The following is a 22,137-nucleotide window of genomic DNA, read 5'->3' on the forward strand; positions in this document are numbered from 1 at the left end:
AGTCTTTCATGAACGATAGCAGGATCTCGTTTGACGCGTGGGACGGACTCTATGCCGACCGTATCCTACATATGCGCAGAAGTGCCGTGCGCGATTTGTTTGCCGCTATTTCTCGCCCGGATGTTATCGGACTTTCGGGCGGCATGCCGGATATTTCATCGTTGCCGCTTGACGAAGTCGCCGAATGCGCTAAGCGCTGCGTTACCGTTGAGGGTCTGCGAGCGCTGCAATACGGCAGCTCAGACGGGCGTGTGGAATGCAGGCAGGCCGTCTGCAAGATCCTTGCGGTTCAAGGCGTTGAAGCTAAGCCTGAAGATATGGTTCTGACATCCGGCTCTCAGCAGGCGCTGGATTTTCTTGGCCGCGTCTTTCTCAACCCGGGTGACGACGTCATCTGCGAAGGTCCCAGCTACCTCGGAGCGCTTCAGGCATTTTCGGCATATCAGCCCCGCGTACATTGTATAGAGATGGACGCGGAGGGCATGCGAATGGATATGCTTGAGGCCAAGCTCGAAGAGCTGAGCGCCGTCGGCAGAAAGCCCAAGTTCATCTATGTTATTCCCAACTTCAACAATCCCACAGGAACCACCATGTCCATGGAGCGTCGCCACCGCCTGCTTGAGCTGGCGCACCGTTTTGTCATTCCGGTAGTTGAAGATGATCCTTACGGACTGATACGCTATGAGGGTCAGGATCTGACCCGCCTCAAGGCGCTTGACGAGAGTGTTATCTATCTGGGAACCACCTCAAAGATATTTGCTCCGGGTCTGCGTCTTGCATGGATTGTGGCGCCGCACCATTTTCTTGAACGGATCAACTTGTCCAAGCAGGGAGCGGACTTGTGTACAAGTCCCTTTAACATGGTATTGGCGGAGCACTATTTCAATGAGGTGGACTGGCAGGCGGCGCTTGAAGTTTCTAAGAGGCGCTATCGTGAGCGTAAGAACGCTATGCTTGCGGCTCTTGAAGAGTGCTTCCCAGAGGATGTGCAGTGGACGCATCCCGAAGGGGGACTGTTCCTCTGGGTTACCTTTCCGCCTTACTTTGATACGAACCAGCTGCTTCCGGCGGCGCTCGAAAAGGGCGTGGCATATGTACCTGGAACAAATTGTTATCCCGACGGTTGCGGAGCCTCAAGCATGCGCCTGTGCTATTCCTTTGAGACGCCCGACCATATTCATGAGGCAATCTGCCGTCTGTCGTCCTGCGTTCAGGATCGCATGGAACTGTACCGCGCGTTTCGTGCGGCGGGCGCCTTGCCTGAGACCGTTTCAACGTATTCGACCGAGTATTCAACTGAGCATTCGGCCAAGTATTCGACCAATCAAAACAGGAGGTAGTTGTGGCTGCCAAAGTTGCTGTCATTATGGGCGGAACCTCGTTTGAGAGGAACTTCTCGCTTCTTTCCGGCCGTCTGGTATCTGAAGCGCTTGCCGAGTCGGGCTTTGACGTATTGACGCTTGATGCGGATGCCAACCTTGTACAGACGCTTCGGGCGGAAAAGCCCGCGGTTGCCTTCATTTGCATGCACGGGGCAGGCGGAGAGGACGGCGCGGTACCGGCGCTGCTTGAGTTTTTGCGTATCCCATATGTGGGGTCAAGACCCGCGTCCTGCCGAGCCGCCTGGAATAAAGCGGACATGCCGTTTTTAATGCGCCGTGTGTACGATAAGGGAGAATCGCTGGTGGTGTGGCCGCCTCAGCTGGTGCTTCCTGCAAGCGCGTTCAAAGACTTGGGAGCGGCTCAGGCGCTGGACATTATTCCCGAGCGCCTTGGGGGAGGTACGGGATTTCCTCTGGCGGTCAAGCCTGTGCACGGCGGTTCCGCTATGGGCCTCTCGCGCGTCGACAGTCCGGACGATTTGGGCAGCGCTCTTATGGCGGCCTTTGCCTACGACGATTCCGTCATCATCCAGCGTTGGATTGAAGGTGTTGAGGTCAGCCTTACCGTCTTGGGTACGCCGGGTGCCGAGAAGGTCCTTCCGCCCGTGGAGATTGAGGTTCTTGAAGGTATCTACGACACGGATGCTCGTCTTGAGACCTCCCGCGTCAACCATTTCTGTCCGGCTCGTGATGAGTCGCTGGCGGCGCTTGGCGGCAATGTGGAAAACGCCCGCATTGCTCTTGAACAGGCGGCTCGTGAAGTGTATCGCGCCTATGATTGTCGCGACTTCGCGCGTGTTGATTTTATTTGGGACGGCCACAAGGCCATGGTTATGGGACTTAAAACATTCCCGGGACTTACTGAGACGTCCTTGGTTCCTATGGCGGTTGAGGCGGCAGGATTTGAACTTCGTGAAGTCCTTGCTGACCTGGTGAACGGTGCGCTTGCGCGCGGAAACTGATGATGGGGGAGACTATGCAGTACGTATTCGGCATTGACATCGGTGGCACCAGCATCAAAATCGGTCTGTTTACGCCTGACGGAGAGTTGCTGACGGAAGAGAAGGTTCCAACGCCTGCGCTTATCTCGCGGGAGGCGTACCGCACCGTTTGCCACGCGCTTGAAGAGGTTGTCGCGTCCCGAGACGGCAGGCCGGAAGACGTTATCGCCTGCGGATTGGATATTCCCGGCCCGGTTGCCGATGACGGTACCGTCGGTTTTCTCGCCAACGTGCAGCTGAATCCCGAAGAATTGGTGCAGGCCATCAGTGCGGCTCTGCCTAACGCCACGGTGGCCTTTGTCAACGACGCCAATGCCGCCGCTCTTGGTGAGGCGTGGGCGGGCGTTGCCGTGGGTGCGCCCTCCTTCGTACTCATTGCTATTGGCACGGGCGTCGGCGCGGGGGTAGTTTGTAACGGCAAGCTGGTGGCAGGCGCGTTTGGAGCGGGCGGCGAGATTGGTCACATTACGGTTGAACCCGAAGAGCCTAAAACGTGCGGCTGTGGTCGTCATGGTTGCCTTGAGCAGTACGCGTCTGCGAAGGGCATTGTTCGCCTGTACCTCGAGGAGTGCGAGAGGCGCGGCGTGACGCCTGTGAGTGTTGAGCACGAGACAGATACTCTTTCGGTGTTCCGTGCGCATGCCGCGGGTGATGAGTGCGCGACGCTTGCTATCGATAAGATGTGCTCGTATCTGGCGCGCGCCATGGCGCAGGTTTCATGTGTGGTCGACCCGTCCATGTATCTGATTGGCGGAGGAGTCGCCGGTTCATTTGCAACCTTTGCTACCGAGCTGCGCGCCCGCTTTGAGGAGTACGCGCTGCGCGTCAGCCGCCCCGTGCGTATCGAAGCGGCAAGTCTTGGCAATCAGGCGGCAATGTATGGCTGCGCATATGAGGCGCTTCGCCTGCGCAAAGAACGCTTTGGTGAAGAAGTGCTCGCCGCGGAGTGAGAGACCCCGCTGCAGAGTGAGAGAAAGAGCCCGCTGCGGGGTGAGAAGCTTCGTTGCAGAGCGAGAAGTCCCGTGCAGAGTGAAGCTTGTTTCAAGGGGTGTTCGGGCTTAGTATGAGGACAGGTTAAATCGTACCGGTCGGGTGAGGGCCTGAAGTTGCTTTTAGCTATCCGGTACCTGTTATGAGAGGAGCGCAAAACATGGCAGACGTGTCAACGTATGACATTGTGGCAGCAACGGGCTGTCCGACTGGTATTGCGCACACCTTTATGGCCAAGGAGGCATTAGAGAAAGCTGCCAAAGCAAAGGGACTCACCATTAAGGTTGAGACACACGGGCAGGTTGGCATCGAAAACGAACTGACGCCTGCAGAGATTAGAGCCGCGAAGGCGGTAGTGGTGGCTGCCGACAAGGACGTTCAGGCTGAGCGTTTTGCCGGCAAGCCGATGGTAAATGTCGGCGTCACCGCGGCCATTAAGGATGCGGGCGGCCTCATTGATCGTGCACTTGCGGCGCAGCCGACGGGTTCTCTCGCTGAAGACCTTAACGAAGCCGACGTCGTAAACGGCGGCAATGCTGCTGAGGTTTCTGCAACTGAAAAAGAGTCCGTGGGTCATATCATCTACAAGCATCTTATGAACGGCGTTTCTCACATGCTGGTCTTTGTGGTGGCCGGCGGTGTGCTGACAGCCGTTTCATTCTTGTGGGGCATCTATTCGTTTGACTCTACCAGTGCTCAGTACAACAGCTTCGCCGCCATGCTCAAGATTATCGGCGGCATTGCTATGAACCTTATGGTTCCTGTTTTGGCAGCCTACATTGCAGAGTCCATCGGCAAGAGACCGGCACTCGTACCGGGTTTTGTAGCCGGCATGATTGCCATTCAAGGATTGCCAATCAATCCCACTACAAACATGATTGATCCGGCCGGCGCTGGTGTCGGCTTTGGATTTTTGGGCGGCATCGTCGGTGGCTTTGTAGCCGGCTATGTCATTGTGGGACTTGAGAAGGCGCTGGCGTTTCTTCCGAAGAACCTTGACGGTCTGAAAGCAATCTTCCTGTATCCGTTGCTTTCGACTCTTGTTGTCGGCCTCATCATGCTGGGCATTTCCGGTCCTATGGCAAGCATCAATACCGGTATGATGAACTTCCTGCGTGGCCTTGCCAATTCCGGCCCCATTGTGCTCGGCTTGGCCATTGGCTGCATGTGCGCCTTTGACATGGGTGGCCCTGTCAATAAAGCGGCATATGTGACCGGCACTGCGCTTTTGACCGAAGCTTTGACCGCGGGCGTTGGTACGCCAACCTATAACTTTGGCACCAACTTTATGGCCGCCGTTTCCGCCGCTTGCATCGTTCCGCCGCTGATTACTACGTTTGCGGTTATCGTGGGCAAAAAGTACTTTACGGAATCTGACCGCAACGCCGGCCTGGTCAACTTCATTTTGGGCTGCACGCACATTACAGAGGGAGCCATTCCCTTCATGACCAAAAATATTTGGCCCGTGATGCCCATCATGATGCTGGGATCTTCCATCGCCGCCATCCTCACCATCTTCTTTGGCGTGCACGATCCCGCGCCTCATGGTGGCTTCCTCGTGCTTCCTGTTGTCGACGGCGGCCTTATGTGGGTGCTCGCTATCCTTATCGGCGCCGTTGTCGGCGGCATTCTCTTTGTAGCGTTCAAAGCTGCGGAGTACAAGAAAAATGACAATAAGGTTGTGGAGGGGTAGTTCTTCTCGCCCGATAATTCAGTCTTGTCGTGATGCGTAAAACGTCGTACGATACGCATCGATACGAACGGGCCCGGCGCGTGTCGTCGGGCCTTTTCTTTAGGGAAAGCGCTTCGCATGCGTGCGCTAAGCTGGCGAGAAGGACCACGATGATTTATACGCTTACGACAAACCCTGCCATTGACATGAACGTCAATGCCGGCGAGCTCTCATATGACCGTGTCAACCGCACGACCGATGCGGTCTATACGCCCAACGGCAAAGGCCTGAACGTTTCGTTTACGCTGAAACACTATGGCGTTGCCAGTGTAATCATGGGATTCTTTGGTGGATTTTCGGGAGAGTACATCATAGGGAAAGCGTCTAAAATCTGTCCGGTCAAACCGGTGATGATTGAAGGAATCACGCGCGTGAATGTTTTTGTGACCACGCCAAAAGGCGAGCTTAAGTTCCCCAATGCGGGTGCTCCCGTGAATCGTGCTCGCCAGGAGGAAATGCTTGAACTGCTGCGTGCCGCCGATGACCTTGAGGTGCTTTCGGTGTCAGGGTCGCTTTCGCCTGAGATGGACGCGAGTTTTTATGACGAGCTCGTGGACGTATGTGCGCAAAAGGGCGCTGAGTTTATTCTGGATATTTCCCATCCTCATCTGGCTGAGCTGGTTGAGCGCCGGCCGCTTTTGATTAAGCCCAACGATGAAGAGGTTGCCGCCATCTTTGGAGTTAACGTCTGCAATCAAGCTGACGTGGTGAGGGCGCTGCGCGAGATTCATCAAAGAGGCGCGCAAAATATCCTGTTGACGCTTGGTGGCGAGGGCGCGTACTTCTCGGACGGGAGGCATATCTGGCATGCCAATGCCGCTCAGGTACAGGTGCTTTCGACGGCCTGCGCTGGCGACGCGACTTTGGCAAGCTTTCTTTCCGTGTGGCTTGCTGACCGCCGCAATGTTGAGGGCGCTTTGACACGCGCCATGGCTACCGGCGGAAACGTTGCCATGAGCGCCGGCCTTGGAGACTTTGCGCTCGTAGATGAAATTGCTCGGCAGATTCATGTTTCCGTGGTCGCGTAAGTGTGCGAGCAGAGCTGCGGGCGGCTGTGCAGAAAATGTTATGTTTCCCGCGCCGAGGGTTTTCTCGCAACGTGATTTAGGGTAATGTATAAAGGCTATTGACTCTATATGTAAACAAAAGGAGAGTGCAAATGTCTGGACACTCTAAATGGGCAACAACGAAGCATAAAAAGGCAGCTATCGATGCCAAGCGTTCGTCGCTGTTCTCCAAGCTTTCCCGCAATATCACCGTCGCCGCGAAGATGGGCGGCGATCCCAACCCGGACAACAACGCCACTCTTTCCGCTGCTGTCGCTCGCGCCCGCATGGTTTCCATGCCAAACGCAAAGATCAAAGCTGCTATCGACAAGGCGTTTGGCGCCGGCGCCGACGCGGCCGTTTACGAGGAGATTGTCTACGAGGGCTATGGTCCCGCGGGTATCGCAGTGTATGTTGATTGCCTGACCGACAATAAGAATCGTACTGCTGCCGATGTCCGTTCCGCTTTTACACACTCGGGCGGCAATCTGGGTACGGCGGGTTCCGTGGCCTTTCAGTTTGAGCGTCGCGGCTCGCTTGCAGTGGACAAGGTTATCGTGTCCGATGATAAAAAAGTTGCCGATCGCGATAACGCTACCGATGAGGACGAGTTCATGATGGCCGTTGCTGAGGCCGGTGGCGAGGATTACGAAGACGCCGGCGAGCAGTGGATTGTCTGGACTGCCTATGACAAGATGCAGGATGTCCAGAAGGGTCTCGAGGCTCAGGGCATTGAGGTCAAGGGCTCCGAGCTCACTATGGTTCCCACTACCCCCACCGACGTGTCCGTTTCTGATGCCAAGAAGGTTCAGCGCCTGCTTGACAAGCTTGACGAGCTTGATGACGTTCAGAACGTTTACAGCACCATGAACGTTACCGATGAGATTGCCGCCGCTCTGGAAGAGGACGAGTAAGGTAAGGTTCGCAGGACAAAGGCAAGGCTTGTGGCACAAAAGCAAGGCTTACAGGACAAAAAGGCAATGCCGGTAGCGCAAAAGCAAGGCCTACAACATAAAAGCGAGTTCTGGCGAGAAGTTCGCTTTCTTTAGGTGTCTTGACTTCGTGTATAAAGCCCGAGAAGTTCTCTGTACTTCTCGGGCTTTACTTTTTGGTTATGCACGGCTACGTCTCCAAAACATGCGTGAACGCGTTTCTTAGAGTACGCGTGGACGGTAATTCCAAAAAAGTGCCACAGTTGTGATAAAAATACTTCACAACTCATGGCATTTTTAGGGGATTTATCACAACTGATGCCTTTTTTAGGAGTTTTCATATCACAACTCATGCACTTTTTTGGAATCGTGCGGAGGGAAATGACACGCCTTGAGGAAAGGCACAGCTTCGGAAGAGGTGTACCTTCGGAAGAGACCGCCGTTGGAGAGGCTACCTTCGGAAAAGGCCGCTGTTGGAAGAGGCACGAGAGACACAAGAAGCGCGGCACGTTCAGTGAGGAATTCTCCAGCTGGCAGGTAGTGAGGCGACCTTACAGCCTGCCCGCCTCATAGTCGCGCACGGCGTCTTTGAACGCTGCAGCATCGGTTTTCCAGGGGACGTCTCTGCCCCTTACATGCTGGAAGTCCTCATCGCCTTTAGCGAGAAGATACACGATGCTCGGACGCTTATCCGCATAAGCGAGGCGAACGGCCTGACGAATGGCTTCTTCTCGGTCAGGGATAATCTCGTATGAGGCGCCCTTTGGCGTAGCTGCGGCCATTTCCGCGCAGATATCCGCCGGATCCTCAAAGGCGGGATCCTCGGCCGTGTAAATGAGGTGGTCAGCCCACTTGGCACCCTCTTCCGGAAGGTCCCGGCGCCGCTCCTGCGCTTTGCCGCCGGGAGTCCCCGTAACGATATAGCGGCTGTAATTGGGAAACTCTTTTGACGATGACGAGAAAAGCTTCTGATAGGAAAGGCGGTTGTGCGCGTAGTCAACGAGTGCCATAACCTTGCGGTCTTTGGTGGGGATGAGCTCCATGCGACCTGGCACATGCGTATTGAGTAAGGGATACTGGAGCTTCTCGCCGGAAAATCCGAGCAGGCTCGCAACGGCGATGGCCGCAAGCGCGTTATCAACGTTGAAGAGGCCGGGCATGGGAATGGAAAGATAGCCGGTCCACTCAGGCGTGTGAGCGCGGAAGGAAACGACGCCGTACTCGGACGAAATGTCGTCTGCCCAAACGTCCGCCTGAGGATTGGTGGCGGAAAACGTGCATATGCGCTGGCAGTGCTGGGGATTGCGCGCGTGAGCGGCGCGGACGGAAGCGATAACATCCTCGTAATGGTCGGTATCCATATTGACAACAGCGGTTTGCGCCATGTCGAATATCTTCATCTTGCTCTCGAAGTAGTCTTCAAAGGTGGGATGCTCAACAGGGGAGATATGGTCGCGGCCGATGTTGAGAAAGACGGCAATATCCAAGCTCAGGCCATAGGTTCGATCATATTTAAGCGCCTGGCTGGAGACTTCCATATCCATGTAGGCGAGGCCTGAGCGCTTTGCGTTGGCAAGGTGCCTCCAGAGTTCAGGAGCTTCCGGCGTGGTGTTGTTTGGCATACCGCGCTCAATGCCGTCAAAGACTTCAATGGAGCCCATAATGGCGGTCTTTTCATAAGGAGTATCGCCGTCAAGAATGGCGCGCAGCATGTAGGCGGTGGTTGACTTGCCCTTCGTTCCTGTGATGCCAATCATAGTGAGGTCGCGGTCGGGATGTCCGGTGACGTATGCCGCAGCTTCGGCCATTGCACGGCGCAAATTAGCATCGGTCGCGATAAGGGCCGGTACATGAGGCTCTTTTTGAGCGAGCTCAGCGGCATGAGACTCTGCACAAAGATACGCTACAGCGCCAGTTTCAAGGGCGGATGTCAGAAATGTCGGTTTGAACGAGACCCCTTTGCATACAAATAAGTGCCCCGGCTCAACAATACGGGAATCGTGATCAACGCCGTTTACGTCTATCGCCTCGGCGTTTTCGCAGCAATAGGTTCGAGCGAGAAGGTTCTTCTCGGTTAAGTATGAAATAAGTCCCGCCAAGTGAAGTGCCATGTGAGATAGACTCCCGTCAGTTGAGGGTCGACCATCAGTTGAAGGTCGATTGTTGGTTGCAGGTGAGGGCGTGCAAAAATTTGTTTTCGATGAAAGTATACCGCCCGTTTGATAATGACGCGCGCGCAAGCGTGAACCTGTGATAAACTGCACAGGTCATGGGCGATTGGCGCAGTGGCTAGCGCAGGTGCTTTACACGCACAAGGTCGGGGGTTCAAATCCCTCATCGCCCACCAGGAAATCATCGCGGTTCTCGGGTGCTCGGCAGCTCGGGTGCCGCGTTTTTTTGACCCCTTAGGAGGAGCTTCAATGGCGGACGTGCAGGTAGACCGCTCGTATGGACGCGCATGGGATGCGATGCGCCCGGTGATGCTTGAGCGCGATGTAATGAAGCATGCCGATGGTTCGTGTCTGGTGAAGTTTGGAGACACACAGGTACTCTGCTCGGCAACGGTTGAAGAAGGGGTACCCCTGTGGCGGTGCAGCTCACATGCGGGTTGGGTGACTGCCGAGTATGCCATGCTTCCCGCTTCCACGAATCGCCGTACAAAGCGGGAGCGCACTGCGCGTAAAGGTCGCTCGATGGAGATTGAACGACTTATCGGCCGCTCACTGCGTGCGGTGTGTGACCTGAAGCGTCTGGGCGAATATACCGTTACGCTTGACTGCGATGTGCTTCAGGCCGATGGCGGTACGCGTACGGCAAGTATTACGGGAGCCTGGGTGGCGCTCCATGATGCTCTGATGGGCCTGGTTGAGCGTGACGTGCTGCCGCGGCTTCCTCTTTCAGGTCGGGTAGCGGCGGTTTCAATGGGCGTGGTGGACGGTCGCGTTTTGCTTGATCTTGATTATCCAGAAGACAGTCACGCCGACGTAGACATGAACCTCGTGGGAACGGATGGCGGTCGTATTATTGAGGTGCAAGGAACAGGCGAGGGAGGTCCGTTTGAGCGCGACCAGCTTGATCAACTGCTTGATCTCGGCTTAAAGGGTGTTGCGCACTTACTGGACTTGCAACATGAGATAACGGGATTTTGAGGCAATCGGAACAATTGTGACAATGAAGATTTCGGATAATTGTGACAATGAAGACCGTAGGTGTCAGCGTCCGATGCCGTGTCCGCGTACTTCTCGCAATACATCTCAGATGGGAGATAATATGACTCATGCAAAGATTGGCAGCGTAGCACTTGGCTCCGAGGGCGGTACTGCACTTGACCCCGAGCATACTGTAGTGGTTGCGACGGGCAATGTGCACAAGCTGACGGAGATTGAGGCAATTCTTTCCAAAGTCATGCCTGAGATGCGCTTTGTTGCCCTTGGCGATCTCGGCGACTTCCCCGAGCCTGAGGAAACGGGCGCCAATTTTCGCGATAACGCACTTATCAAAGCGCTTGCCGCGTTGGACGAGACGCCTTTTCCGGCGGCTATTGCTGACGATTCAGGATTGTGCGTCGATGCGCTCGAAGGTGCTCCGGGCATCTACTCCGCCCGATATGCCGGCGAGCACGGAAACGACGCCAAGAACAATGCCAAGCTGCTGGATGAGCTCAAGGAGGTGCCCAAGGAGGAGCGTACGGCTCGGTTCCACTCTTCAGTTGCGCTTGTGTATCGAGACGGAGGCGTGCTTATTGGTGAGGGAGATTGCGAGGGCTCCATTGGCTTTGAACCGCGTGGCGAGAATGGCTTTGGATACGACCCGCTTTTCTGGCCAATAGATTCGCCAGGTATGACTATGGCTGAGCTGACGCCCGCCCAAAAAAATGCTATCTCTCACCGGTTCCATGCGCTTGAGGCGCTTTCCGAGCAAATCAAAGGTTAAAATATTGCCGGTAGAAAAGGTAGTTTTAACAGCAAATCGTGTAATATCTGGAGGTTTTGATGAGGATCGTCCGCACGCGTGATTACGATGATATGAGCCGCAAGGCTGCAAACGTCATTTCCGCGAAGATTATTTTGAAACCCGAGTCAGTGCTCGGTTTGGCTACAGGCTCGACTCCTATCGGAACGTATCGGCAGCTTGCCGAGTGGAACAAAAAGGGCGATTTGGATTTTTCCCAGGTGAGCACCTATAATCTGGACGAATATCGCGGCCTTTCGCATGACGACCCTCAAAGCTATCACTACTTCATGAAGACAAATCTCTTTGACTTGGTGAATATCGATATCGCCCATACACATGTGCCTGACGGCTCAAACCCAGACGCTGACGCGGCGTGCCGTGAATATGACGAGATGGTCGCCGAGGCAGGCTATCCTGATCTGCAGCTTTTGGGCATCGGACATAACGGCCACATCGGTTTCAACGAGCCTTCCGAGTATTTCTCCAAGGGCACGCACTGCGTCGATTTGACCGAAAGTACCATCAAAGCTAACAGCCGCCTTTTTGAGCACGAAAAAGACGTTCCGCGCCAGGCGTATACCATGGGTGTCCAAACCATTATGTTTGCTCGCTCAATCCTTATTTTGGCGTCGGGCGCTGATAAGGCTCAAGCGGCGTACGACATGTGCTATGGGCATGTGACGCCGCAGTGTCCCGCCTCCATTTTGCAGCTGCATCCCAACTGCACGGTTATTGCCGACGAAGCCGCGCTTTCGCTTTGTCCCGCGGAGTAGGACTCTGTCAAACTCTGCCACCACGACATGATTTTCTGGCACGATGTTATGCGGCTCTTGAGATTCACCTCCAAAGTCCGTATGATAGTGTCTTGATGAATTGTCTAGGATATGTGCGCGGACGCCCTGTGTACTGGTAGTTCGCGCGTTGGAGGCCAGATGGAAAACGAGATTCCACCAGTTAATCGTGTGGACGAGATTCACGAGAAGCTGAGTGCTCTCCAAGGTCAAAAGGTCAAAGTCAAGGCTAATATGGGCCGCTCGCGTATTATTGAGCGCACGGGCACGCTGATTCAGGTGCACCCGAGCCTGTTTATTGTTGAGGTCGGTGAGAGACGTGGTCGTACTGCTCGCCAATCGTATCAATATGTAGACGTGCTGACAGGTACCGTTGAGCTGTTTGACATCGAATCCGGCGAACGTCTTTTTGACTTCGCGTTCGAGGAATAGGCAAGACGGGCGCGCCCATGCAGGAACAAGGACGCCGATCGGTAAAAACTCCTTGCAAAATCAATCTTCATCTAGGAATTCATGCGGAGAAAGATAAACGCGGTTACCATCGCGTTGATTCTGTCATGGTTCCCGTGGGACTGTACAATACTATTACGGTTTGCGATGCATCTGAGCTTGTGATTGAGCACGCTCCGGCCCTTGATATCGCTGGCGAGAAGACCGCGGTGTGGAAGGCTGCCACTATGCTGGCCGCAGAACTCGGTTGCGAACCGAATGTCTCTATCAAGGTTGAAAATACCATTCCTGACCAAGCGGGACTGGGAGGATCGTCAGCAGATGCTGCGGCTACGTTGAGGGCGCTGGCTGAGCGGTGGGGTATTGACGCGTTGGACTCCAGAGTGGTAGCCGTGGCGCGCCGCGTGGGTGCTGACGTGTCGTTCTTTTTACACCCCGTACCATCACTTTTTCTGAATGCGGGAGATGTGTTGGAAGAAGCCTTCCCCAAAATTGTGGGGATGCCACTTGTACTGGTACTTCCCAAGACAGATGGCGTATCGACTACAGATGCGTATGATGCCTTTGACGTTGCGCCAACGCAGCCGAAGGAGTATAGCAGACTGTGCGATCTTTTACGTGCGGGCGTTACGGAAGCTGAATACCAGCAGGTCGCAGATCTTCTGTACAACAATCTCGCACCTTCGGCAAAGGCGCTTTGCCCTGAGGTGGCAGAAATTGAGAGGTGGCTTTCCGCACGGTCAGATGTTGTAGGCGCGATGGTCTCTGGTTCGGGTAGCTGTTCATTTGCTATTTGTACGTCGCATGAATCAGCAAAAAAGATTGCCCAGGAGGCGCAAAGCTTGCACGGTTGGCGTGCTTTTGCAACAATGACCGTTGGTTTTGACGGCTAAATCTGCTAGAGTTTTCTCTTGCAACGGGTTGTGGCTCAGCTTGGTAGAGCGCTCGGTTCGGGACCGAGAGGTCGCTGGTTCAAATCCAGTCAACCCGACCATGAAAAGACAAGCCAGAGGTTAGCGCCTCTGGCTTTTTTCTAGGCGTAGATTCGCGTCCAGCGCCGCACTCTATGAAGGACAAACGAGGAAAGCTCTGCATACCCAGGGATCATTTCTTCGTTTGCGGGCTGTTCTTTTGGCAGGGACCATCCCTTCGCCCGCAGGCTACTCTTTTGTCAGTGAGCATCCCTTTTGCTGCAAGCATCCCTTCGTCGGAGAGTCTTCAATTGTAAGCGTTATCTTACTTTTTAGATGAAACTCGTCTACTATTACAATATGTGTTATGTGGAACTACGCTGCCGCGATAAAGCGGCATCACCAAAAACAGTTTGTATAGAGAGCGGTCACGCCCACAGGTCACGCCCACAATGAATTACGATGGAACGTAATTGCAAGGCACTACAAAACCAGGGCTGTGAATCGCAACGAGGAAAAAGAAAGAAGGTTCTTGTGGCGCAGGAAAAAAGTCAAAAGAAACGCGGAACGATATCCCGCATCATGGACTTTGCGGGGACAAGACGCTCACTTACCATCGTTGGCTGCGTGCTGGTAGCGGTTTCCATGATATTCACCATGATGCCCTATGTGTTTATCTGGCTTGTCGTTCGCGACCTTGTTGCAGTTGCTCCCAGATGGGAAGAAGCCAGTACTATTGCCAGTTACGGTTGGGCGGCATTTTGGTTTGCCGTTTGGGGTATCATCATTTATTTCTGCGGCCTCATGTGCACACACCTGGCAGCGTTTCGCATTGAGACAAATATGCGCAAGGCATGTGCAAGGCGCTTGATGGCAGCTCCGCTTGGCTACTACGACAACCATGCTTCGGGCATCCTTCGCCGTCGTATGGATTCGGCGACCCTCAACATTGAGCAGCTCTTTGCCCATAATCTTGCAGACATTGCCGGTACCATTTCCATGTTCGTCTCAATGGTAATTTTGCTTTTTGTCTTTGATTGGCGCATGGGTCTGGCGTGCTTTGCAGTGGCAATCATTTCCGTAGCCTGCATAATGCATATGGTATCCGGCAAAGGCAAGGACTTTATGGCCGAATATCAGACGGCGCTCGATAAGATGAGCAAAGCCAGTACTGAATACGTGCGAGGCATTCCTGTGGTTAAGATGTTCCAGCAGACGGTGCACACCTTTACGATATTTAAAAAGACTATTGACGAGTACAGCGCTAAATCCGAACAGTATCAAGGAGAGGTCTGCGAGACTCCTCAAAGCATTAACCTGAGCTTTACCGAAGCCGCTTTTGTCTTTTTGATTCCGGTAACCATTCTTCTGCTTCCGGGGTCGATTGCGTCGGGCAATCTTGCAGAGCTCATAACCGACTTTGCGTTCTACGCGATTTTCTCGGCAATTATGTCTACATCGCTGGCAAAGATCATGTTCGCTGCGGGCGGTATGATGCAGGCAAGTGACGCTTTGCGGCGTGTGGAAGAAATCCTTACGGCTCCGCAGGTGAGCGAGGCGCAGACCTTTGAGATTCCCGCCGACAACGGCATTGAGTTCCAAAACGTGAGCTTTACCTATGAAGGTGCCGAGAAGAAAGCCCTGGACGAGGTAACATTTACGGTTCCCGCCGGTTCGACCGTTGCGCTCGTGGGACCTTCGGGTGGTGGTAAAACTACAGCCGCAAGTCTTATCCCGCGCTTTTGGGATAGTGACACGGGCTCCGTGTTAGTCGGCGGTGCCGATGTGCGCTCTATTGCTCCTAAGGTCTTGATGGATCAGGTTGCTTTCGTGTTCCAGAACAACCATCTGTTCAAAACTACAATCTTGGAGAACGTCCGTGCTTCTCGACCACAAGCCTCGCGCGAGGAGGCGTTGGAAGCTCTTGCGGCTGCGCAGTGCGAGGACATTATCGAGAAGATGCCTGAGGGCGTGGATACGGTTATCGGAACGCATGGCACATATCTTTCCGGCGGCGAGCAGCAGCGCATTGCTCTTGCGCGCGCTATTTTGAAGGACGCTCCTATCGTGGTGCTCGACGAGGCCACCGCGTTCGCCGATCCTGAAAACGAAGTACTCATTCAGAAGGCTTTCGCGCGGCTGACCCAAGGCCGCACCGTTGTAATGATTGCTCACAGACTCTCGACCGTCGTTAATGCCGATAAGATCGTGGTGCTTGACGAGGGCCACGTGGTCGAACAGGGTACTCACGCTGAGCTGGTGGAAAAAGACGGTCTGTACGCGCGTATGTGGGCCGACTATCAGAAGGCCGTTTCGTGGAAGATCTCAAAGGAGGTGGCCTAAATGTTTGAAGAAAAGGTAAAGATGTTCAACGAGAAGTTCAAACGCAGTTTTGCCCTGACCGACGAAGGCGTCGCCAACGTCAAGAAGGGTATGCTATGGACTGTTGTCGTCAATTTTGTGGACTTTGCGGGCATCGGCTTATTGTTCGTGCTTATGCAGCAGTTGATGGCGATGATGCTTACAGGCGCCTCCGCACCGGATCCGGTCTATAGCGTTGGTAGTGTCGCAATATTTTTGGTTATATCGTTCGTTGCTCATAAGATGCAATATAGAAATACCTACGGTACGGTATATACGGAGGTTGGCAAGCTTCGCATAGGCATCGCCGAGCGTCTCCGTAAGCTTCCGCTTTCCTTCTTTGGCGGTCGTGATCTGGCCGACCTCGCTGAAACTATCATGAGTGACGTTGACCGTTTGGAGCACGTCTGGTCGCATGTGCTGGGCTATCTATATGGGTCGTATATTTCAACGGCTGTTGTGGCTATTGCGCTTATCGCTTTTAACTGGCGCATGGGAATCGCGGTCATGTGGAGCGTTCCTGTAGCGTTTGGCCTGCTGTTTGGCTTGCGTAAGGTCTGTTCAAAGAGCGCGGAGGAGTCTCGCGCGGATGCGCTGGTTGTGTCCGACGGTATCCAAGAGATGTTGGATACCGCACGTGAGATTCGTGCCACCAATCAGGTTGAACATTACCTTGATGAGCTTGATAACAAGATTGATGCCTCGGAGCGAAGCACCTCCATCGCCGAGCTGAAAGTCGGGCTTATTGTCAATGCGGCGGCGGTTATTATGCGTCTTGGCGTGGCAACTACCATCATTACCGGCGTCCATCTCATACTGACCGGGCAGATCGATTTCATGGTCTTTTTCATGTACCTTTTGACGGTAACTCGCATCTATGCCCCCTTTGATCAGGCGCTGGCTCTCATTGCGGAGCTGTTTATCTCGGAGGTTGCCGCCGAGCGCCTGCAGGCAATCTACGACGAGCCTATTGCCGAAGGAGCAGCCGAATTTAACCCTGCTGGGCACGATATAGTGTTCGACAATGTTTCCTTTGCGTACAAAACCACTTACAGCGAGAAGGACCTTCCGGCCGGCGAGGACGCTGTGACTGATGCTACGGCTGACGCTGCTACCAACGTCGTGACCGATGTTGCGACTGGCACTGAGCCCAACGCTGAGCTTAAAGCTGCGTCCAACGTTGTGCTCAACGGCGTGAGTTTTACAGCAAAGGAAGGCGAGGTTACCGCCCTTGTCGGACCATCAGGTTCCGGTAAGTCAACCTGCGCGCGCCTTGCGGCTCGGCTGTGGGACGCTTCTTCCGGATCCGTCCTTGTGGGCGGCGTGGATGTCGCAAGCATTGATCCCGAGATGCTTCTCACGGACTACTCGATGGTTTTCCAAGACGTCACACTCTTTGACGATACAGTAATGGCGAATATTCGCATCGGGCGCAAGGATGCTACTGATGAGGAAGTTCTTACTGCCGCTAGAGCGGCCAACTGCGATGAATTCGTAGACAAGATGGCCGACGGCTACAAGACCATGATTGGTGAGAACGGGAGCAGGCTGTCAGGTGGTGAACGCCAGAGGATATCGATTGCTCGCGCGCTGTTGAAAGACGCGCCGATTGTACTTATGGATGAAGCGACCGCCTCACTTGACGTGGAAAACGAGACTAAGGTGCAAGAAGCCCTGACGCGCCTGCTGGCGGGCAAGACTGTTCTGGTGATTGCACACCGCATGCGCACGGTTGAGGCTGCCGATAAGATTGTGGTGTTGGCAGACGGTAAGGTCGTTGAGGAGGGCACGCCTGCCGAGCTATGCGAGAAAGAAGATGGAATCTTCCGTCACATGGCTGAGCTGCAGCAACAGTCTGGCGGATGGGCACTTTAACGTAAGAGTTTTGTGGGTGTGTGTCTTGGCGGAACAGTTTGGCGGGTGGAGTGAGTGCCTTGCCGCAAGTGATGTCCACACTAGGCTAATAGGTTTGCCTACGCCTGCAGGAATCATGCTTGTTAGCTGGGCCTTGGTTTGTGAATTATGGGCTAATGAGTTTGTACAGGCTAATGAGTCTTGTATAGGCTAATGAATTTTGTTTTTGTGTCTGTTGGCGATGTACCATAATTATGGTACATCGCCAACAAGCCTCATTTTATAATTGTGTAGCTAGAAAGGCTGCACATAGCTGCGCATAACTGCACATAGTCGGCATAGCCGCTAGTAGCTGTATGTGGCTGCTTGTAGTCTGCAATCTTCGCTATTATCGATATGGGTATGTTTTAAAAACAAGGAACACTATGAGTATCTTTTCTCTCTTTGGCGGTGGAGCAAATATCAACGAAGGCGTTGCTGAAGCTCGTGAGACTTCAGGCGCCATTTTGGTGGACGTTCGCGAGGCAGATGAATACGCGTCAGGCCATATAAAAGGTGCAGTGAACGTACCTCTTTCCAGCATTGGAAAGATTTCCTCCACTGTTTCCGATATTGCGGTTCCGCTCTTTCTATACTGCGCAAGTGGGGCTCGTAGCGCACGCGCCATGAAAGCCTTGAAGCAGATGGGCTATACAAGCGTACGCAATATCGGAGGTATCAGAGGCTATACCGGTCCTGTTGAGTAGTGTTTCCTTTACGCAAAGTAGTCAACGCCACCTTCGATGAGCGGTTGGAACTGATCGCCTGGCGTAAGTTCCGGAATGTTGCGGTAGAGACCAAAGCCCGCACGTTCAGTGTGGCCCATCTTGCCAAGCACACGACCGTCAGGACTGGTGATACCTTCGATGGCCCAAACGGATCCGTTAGGATTGACCGAGATATCCATGCTGGGATTACCTCCCGCGTCAACATACTGTGTGGCAATTTGACCTGCGTCTTTAAGACGGGTAAGAAGGTCCTCAGAGGCCACAAAGCGACCCTCGCCATGACTGATGGCAATGGTGTGGATGTCACCGGGCGTGCAGCGTGAGAGCCAGGGCGATAGGTTTGATGCCACGCGCGTGCGAATAAGCTTGCTCTGATGGCGGCCGATGGTATTGAAGGTAAGCGTGGGGCAGGTATCGTCCATGGGGCGGATATCGCCATACGGAATGAGCCCCAGCTTAATTAGTGCTTGGAAGCCATTACAAATGCCTAGCATAAGACCATCGCGGTCATTCAGAAGCCGGCGGACAGCCTCTGTGACCTGGGGTGCTCGAAACAGAGCGCAGATGAATTTGGCGGAACCGTCAGGTTCGTCGCCGCCCGAAAATCCGCCAGGAATCATAACAATCTGGCTACGGTCAATCTCTGCAGCAAGCGCGTTTGCGGATTCGGTAATGTCAGCGGCTGTGAGGTTGTTGATAATGAGTGTAGTGGGTTTTGTGCCGGCTCGCTCAAAGGCGCGAGAAACATCGTATTCGCAGTTATTTCCCGGGAAGACGGGAATCACTACACGTGGACAAGTAGAGCTAGCAGTCCGGACAGGGCCAATGGGGCTAGCGGGGCTAGCGGGGCTTGCAGGGCGTACAAGCGCGGGTCCGGTGTAGGTGTGTCGTGCCTGGCTGCCGTCAAACGTGACGGCATCGACGCCCTCGCGTGCGTTCCCGCTGCGATAAGGGAATACCCCCTCCAGCGGCCGCTCCCACGCTTCCTGTAGCCAGGCGAGGTCGATCTTCTCGCCACATGCGGAAAGAGTGTAGTCGGAGACGGTGGCTCCAAGGGGAGCTACTGTAACGCCCGTAACATCGTCAAGGGATACGCCGGGCTTGAGCTCCACAATAAAGGAGCCGTACGCCGGCGCAAAGAGCGCGTCAGTAGTAAATTCTGGTTCAAGTTCAACGCCTATGCCGTTGCCCAGACAGCTCTTGAAAAGCGCTTCAGCGACTCCGCCGTAGCCAGGTGTGGTAACGGCAAGGGCGGATCCAGACTGCGCAAGGCCATAGACCAGCTCAAAAGCGGTGGTGAGAGAGTCGGCCTTGGGCACCAGACCGGTTTCATCGTAGGTGGGCACGATAGCAATGAGACGGTGCCCGGTGCCTTTGAACTCCGGGGAAATGATGTCCGATACGCTCGCAAGACCTGTTGCAAAAGAAACAAGCGTGGGCGGGACGTCCAGCTGCTCAAAACTGCCGGACATAGAATCCTTGCCGCCGACAGCCGCCAGTCCAAGATCGATCTGTGCCATCAGAGCGCCGAGCAGAGCCGCCGCGGGTTTGCCCCAACGGGCAGGATCGTCGCGTAGCTTCTCAAAATACTCCTGGAAGGTCAGGTAGAGCTTTGTATGATTAAAGCCCGTTGCTACTAGGCGTGAAACAGACTCAACAACGGAGAGGTAAGCGCCGCGGAACTGATCGGCCTCCATAAGGTAGGGGTTGAAGCCCCATGCCATGCCAGAAACCGTGGTTGTCTCGCCATAAACCGGCAGCTTTGCCACCATAGCGAGCGCGGGGGTCAGCTGATGTGTGCCGCCAAAGGGCATCAGCACGGTAGCCGCTCCGATGGTGGAATCAAAGCGTTCGGCAAGCCCTTTGTTGGAAGCAACGTTCAAGTCGCTTACCAGCGCGCGGAGTCTTTCGCGCAGCGTTGTGCCGGTCCAGGCGGACTGGTAGCGCGTATAGGGTTCAGGCTTTTTCAGCCGCACCGTTGTCGACTTGGGAGCGCCGTTTGAGGCGAGAAACGCGCGGCTGATGTTGACGATTTTCTCGCCACGCCAGCGCATGACGAGGCGCGGATCTTCGGTTACGCGGGCAACAACAGTAGATTCAAGGTTTTCCTCACGGGCATAGCGCCGGAAGGTTTCCACATCGGCAGGGTCCAGCGCTACCGCCATGCGCTCCTGCGACTCTGAGATAGCCAGCTCTGTGCCATCGAGGCCGTCGTATTTCTTTGGCACGGCGTCCAAGTTGATGTCCAAGCCGTCGGCGAGCTCTCCGATGGCAACGGAGACGCCGCCGGCGCCGAAATCATTGCAGCGCTTAATTAGGCGGCACGCGTCACCACGGCGAAAGAGGCGCTGAAGCTTGCGTTCAACAGGTGCGTTGCCCTTTTGGACCTCCGCGCCGTCGCGTTCAATGGAAGAGGCGTCATGCGCTTTGGATGAGCCGGTTGCGCCTCCAATACCGTCGCGACCGGTGCGACCCCCTAAGAGCACGATGGCGTCACCGTCCGCAGGGCGTTCGCGGCGGACGTGATCGGCAGGCGTAGCGCCGACAACGGCACCGATTTCCATGCGTTTGGCCATATATCCCGGGTGATAGAGCTCCGAGACCTGACCCGTTGCAAGACCGATTTGGTTGCCATAAGAAGAGTACCCGGCTGCCGCCGTGCGGACGATGGTGCGCTGGGGAAGTTTGCCGGGAAGCGTTTTTGCGATGGGAACTGTGGGGTCTGCTGCGCCGGTTACGCGCATAGCCTGATAGACGTAGCTGCGTCCGGAAAGCGGATCGCGGATAGCGCCGCCGATGCACGTTGCCGCGCCGCCGAAGGGTTCGATCTCGGTGGGGTGATTGTGGGTCTCGTTTTTGAACAGGAAGAGCCAGTCTTCGTCATGACCATTGACGTCGACTTTGACCTTGACCGTGCAGGCGTTAATTTCTTCAGACTCGTCCAAAGTGGTGAGGATGCCACGCTTACGCAGATACTTCGCGCCGATGGTAGCCATATCCCAGAGTGAGACCGCGCGATCTTCTTGCCCAAGCTCATGGCGCAGGTGAAGGTAGCGCTCAAAGGCCGCTTGTACCACGGAATCATCTATCTGAACACCGGTGATGCCGGTGTTGAATGTCGTGTGGCGGCAGTGGTCGGACCAGTACGTATCGATGACGCGAATCTCGGTGATGGTGGGGTCGCGGTGCTCGTCGGTGAAATAGCGCTGGCAGAATGTGAGATCGGCGAGGTCCATGGCAAGGCCGCGTGTGACGAGAAACTCTTTCATCCCCGCTTCGTCTAGTTCCCGAAAGCCACGAAGCACTTCGACATCGGCAGGTTCGGGAGCGGCAGACCTCAGCGTAGCGGGCAGGTCGAGCGACGCTTCGCGAGCCTCAACGGGGTTGATGACAAAACGTTTGATGGAGGCGATGTCGGCCGCGCTCAGCTTGCCGCCCAGGACGTAGACGCGAGCAGAGCGTACCGTTGGGCGCTCGCCCTGGCTGATAAGCTGTACGCATTCAGCGGCGGACTCGGCACGCTGGTCAAACTGACCCGGGAGAAATTCAACGGCAAAGGTGTGGACGGGGAGGTTCTTCTCGCCCGCGAAGCTCGGCTTCGGCATAGTGCGAAAAGCGCAATCCGATTGCGGCTCGGAGAAAACCGTAGGAATGCAGGACTCAAAGAGCTCTTCGGAGATGCCTTCGACATCGTAGCGGTTAATAAGGTCTACCTCTTGCAGCGCGGTGATACCAAGCGAATCTCGGATCTCTTTCAGGAGGGCGGTTGCTTCGCCTTCGAAACCGGTTCTTCTCTGGACATAGACACGCAAGACCATAGGTTCACCTTTCCCGTGCACGAGCGCTTTCATCGAGTGCCTCTATTCTACGGTACGTTTGCGGTATGACGGCGGTGTTTGGCGAGAAGTGCCTGTTTTGTAACAAGTTTTGTCCGATGGATGCGAGTGGTTTATCAGTCAAGGAGCA

16 protein-coding genes and 2 tRNA genes are annotated in these 22,137 nt (G+C 54.8%); 16 read left to right on the plus strand and 2 right to left on the minus strand.

The features are described 5' to 3' along the window. The first annotated feature begins 8 nt into the window (after positions 1-8). The 6 genes from QM016_RS06285 (at position 9) to QM016_RS06310 (ending at position 7,065) form a co-directional block, all read left to right on the plus strand. A complete protein-coding gene (locus QM016_RS06285; protein WP_282711237.1) occupies positions 9-1,340 on the plus strand; it encodes a PLP-dependent aminotransferase family protein in 1,332 nt (443 codons plus the stop codon). Positions 1,341-1,342: 2 nt separating this feature from the next. Then, positions 1,343-2,344: a D-alanine--D-alanine ligase gene (locus tag QM016_RS06290; protein ID WP_016477366.1), complete on the plus strand. Its 1,002-nt coding sequence runs from the start codon at positions 1,343-1,345 to the stop codon at positions 2,342-2,344. A 14-nt stretch (positions 2,345-2,358) separates the two neighbouring features. Next, on the plus strand, positions 2,359-3,333 hold the full coding sequence (locus QM016_RS06295; RefSeq protein WP_051113114.1) for an ROK family protein: 975 nt from the start codon (positions 2,359-2,361) through the stop codon (positions 3,331-3,333). A gap of 200 nt (positions 3,334-3,533) precedes the next feature. Beyond that, positions 3,534-5,066, plus strand: a complete 1,533-nt coding sequence (locus QM016_RS06300; RefSeq protein WP_282711240.1) for a PTS fructose transporter subunit IIBC — start codon at positions 3,534-3,536, stop codon at positions 5,064-5,066. A gap of 149 nt (positions 5,067-5,215) precedes the next feature. Then, positions 5,216-6,133: a 1-phosphofructokinase family hexose kinase gene (locus QM016_RS06305; RefSeq protein WP_282711242.1), complete on the plus strand. Its 918-nt coding sequence runs from the start codon at positions 5,216-5,218 to the stop codon at positions 6,131-6,133. Positions 6,134-6,264: 131 nt separating this feature from the next. Further along, positions 6,265-7,065: a YebC/PmpR family DNA-binding transcriptional regulator gene (locus QM016_RS06310; protein WP_016477362.1), complete on the plus strand. Its 801-nt coding sequence runs from the start codon at positions 6,265-6,267 to the stop codon at positions 7,063-7,065. A gap of 569 nt (positions 7,066-7,634) precedes the next feature. Here QM016_RS06310 and QM016_RS06315 read toward each other — a convergent pair. After that, a complete protein-coding gene (locus QM016_RS06315) occupies positions 7,635-9,194 on the minus strand; it encodes a UDP-N-acetylmuramoyl-L-alanyl-D-glutamate--2,6-diaminopimelate ligase (RefSeq protein ID WP_016477360.1) in 1,560 nt (519 codons plus the stop codon). Between the two features lie 160 nt (positions 9,195-9,354). Between QM016_RS06315 and QM016_RS06320 the strand changes: the two genes are divergently transcribed. From QM016_RS06320 to QM016_RS06365, 10 genes are all read left to right on the plus strand, one after another. Beyond that, positions 9,355-9,430: transfer RNA gene (locus QM016_RS06320), tRNA-Val, on the plus strand. Positions 9,431-9,503: 73 nt separating this feature from the next. Further along, entirely contained in the window at positions 9,504-10,232 is a 729-nt protein-coding gene (gene rph, locus QM016_RS06325) for a ribonuclease PH (protein ID WP_016477359.1), read from the plus strand. A 121-nt stretch (positions 10,233-10,353) separates the two neighbouring features. Beyond that, entirely contained in the window at positions 10,354-11,016 is a 663-nt protein-coding gene (gene rdgB, locus QM016_RS06330; protein ID WP_282711246.1) for an RdgB/HAM1 family non-canonical purine NTP pyrophosphatase, read from the plus strand. A 59-nt stretch (positions 11,017-11,075) separates the two neighbouring features. Continuing rightward, complete coding sequence (gene nagB, locus QM016_RS06335) at positions 11,076-11,810, plus strand: glucosamine-6-phosphate deaminase (RefSeq protein WP_282711248.1); 735 nt, start codon at positions 11,076-11,078, stop codon at positions 11,808-11,810. Positions 11,811-11,969: 159 nt separating this feature from the next. Then, complete coding sequence (locus tag QM016_RS06340) at positions 11,970-12,260, plus strand: Veg family protein (RefSeq protein WP_016477356.1); 291 nt, start codon at positions 11,970-11,972, stop codon at positions 12,258-12,260. Between the two features lie 17 nt (positions 12,261-12,277). Continuing rightward, positions 12,278-13,171, plus strand: coding sequence for a 4-diphosphocytidyl-2C-methyl-D-erythritol kinase (locus tag QM016_RS06345; protein WP_282711249.1), 894 nt, complete (start codon positions 12,278-12,280; stop codon positions 13,169-13,171). A gap of 24 nt (positions 13,172-13,195) precedes the next feature. Beyond that, positions 13,196-13,272: transfer RNA gene (locus tag QM016_RS06350), tRNA-Pro, on the plus strand. A gap of 499 nt (positions 13,273-13,771) precedes the next feature. Further along, complete coding sequence (locus QM016_RS06355) at positions 13,772-15,532, plus strand: ABC transporter ATP-binding protein (RefSeq protein ID WP_282711463.1); 1,761 nt, start codon at positions 13,772-13,774, stop codon at positions 15,530-15,532. After that, a complete protein-coding gene (locus tag QM016_RS06360) occupies positions 15,533-17,425 on the plus strand; it encodes an ABC transporter ATP-binding protein (protein ID WP_282711250.1) in 1,893 nt (630 codons plus the stop codon). It abuts the gene before it with no gap. Between the two features lie 404 nt (positions 17,426-17,829). After that, positions 17,830-18,150, plus strand: coding sequence for a rhodanese-like domain-containing protein (locus tag QM016_RS06365; protein ID WP_282711251.1), 321 nt, complete (start codon positions 17,830-17,832; stop codon positions 18,148-18,150). A gap of 8 nt (positions 18,151-18,158) precedes the next feature. On the opposite strand, the gene QM016_RS06370 is transcribed toward QM016_RS06365, so the two are convergent. Then, positions 18,159-21,989, minus strand: coding sequence for a phosphoribosylformylglycinamidine synthase (locus tag QM016_RS06370; protein WP_282711252.1), 3,831 nt, complete (start codon positions 21,987-21,989; stop codon positions 18,159-18,161). Positions 21,990-22,137 lie beyond the last annotated feature (148 nt).

It is taken from the genome of Lancefieldella sp. Marseille-Q7238, from assembly GCF_949152215.1.
Classification (GTDB): domain Bacteria; phylum Actinomycetota; class Coriobacteriia; order Coriobacteriales; family Atopobiaceae; genus Lancefieldella.

Excerpts from the sequence above, each read along its gene's own strand:
- nagB (WP_282711248.1), top strand. The coding sequence starts at position 11,076 with ATGAGGATCGTCCGCACGCGTGATTACGATGATATGAGCCGCAAGGCT.
- QM016_RS06300 (WP_282711240.1), top strand. The coding sequence starts at position 3,534 with ATGGCAGACGTGTCAACGTATGACATTGTGGCAGCAACGGGCTGTCCG.
- QM016_RS06295 (WP_051113114.1), top strand. The coding sequence starts at position 2,359 with ATGCAGTACGTATTCGGCATTGACATCGGTGGCACCAGCATCAAAATC.
- QM016_RS06310 (WP_016477362.1), top strand. The coding sequence starts at position 6,265 with ATGTCTGGACACTCTAAATGGGCAACAACGAAGCATAAAAAGGCAGCT.
- QM016_RS06345 (WP_282711249.1), top strand. The coding sequence starts at position 12,278 with ATGCAGGAACAAGGACGCCGATCGGTAAAAACTCCTTGCAAAATCAAT.
- QM016_RS06355 (WP_282711463.1), top strand. The coding sequence starts at position 13,772 with ATGGACTTTGCGGGGACAAGACGCTCACTTACCATCGTTGGCTGCGTG.
- QM016_RS06360 (WP_282711250.1), top strand. The coding sequence starts at position 15,533 with ATGTTTGAAGAAAAGGTAAAGATGTTCAACGAGAAGTTCAAACGCAGT.
- QM016_RS06365 (WP_282711251.1), top strand. The coding sequence starts at position 17,830 with ATGAGTATCTTTTCTCTCTTTGGCGGTGGAGCAAATATCAACGAAGGC.
- QM016_RS06340 (WP_016477356.1), top strand. The coding sequence starts at position 11,970 with ATGGAAAACGAGATTCCACCAGTTAATCGTGTGGACGAGATTCACGAG.
- QM016_RS06370 (WP_282711252.1), bottom strand. The coding sequence starts at position 21,989 with ATGGTCTTGCGTGTCTATGTCCAGAGAAGAACCGGTTTCGAAGGCGAA.
- QM016_RS06285 (WP_282711237.1), top strand. The coding sequence starts at position 9 with ATGAACGATAGCAGGATCTCGTTTGACGCGTGGGACGGACTCTATGCC.
- rph (WP_016477359.1), top strand. The coding sequence starts at position 9,504 with ATGGCGGACGTGCAGGTAGACCGCTCGTATGGACGCGCATGGGATGCG.
- QM016_RS06315 (WP_016477360.1), bottom strand. The coding sequence starts at position 9,194 with ATGGCACTTCACTTGGCGGGACTTATTTCATACTTAACCGAGAAGAAC.
- QM016_RS06305 (WP_282711242.1), top strand. The coding sequence starts at position 5,216 with ATGATTTATACGCTTACGACAAACCCTGCCATTGACATGAACGTCAAT.
- rdgB (WP_282711246.1), top strand. The coding sequence starts at position 10,354 with ATGACTCATGCAAAGATTGGCAGCGTAGCACTTGGCTCCGAGGGCGGT.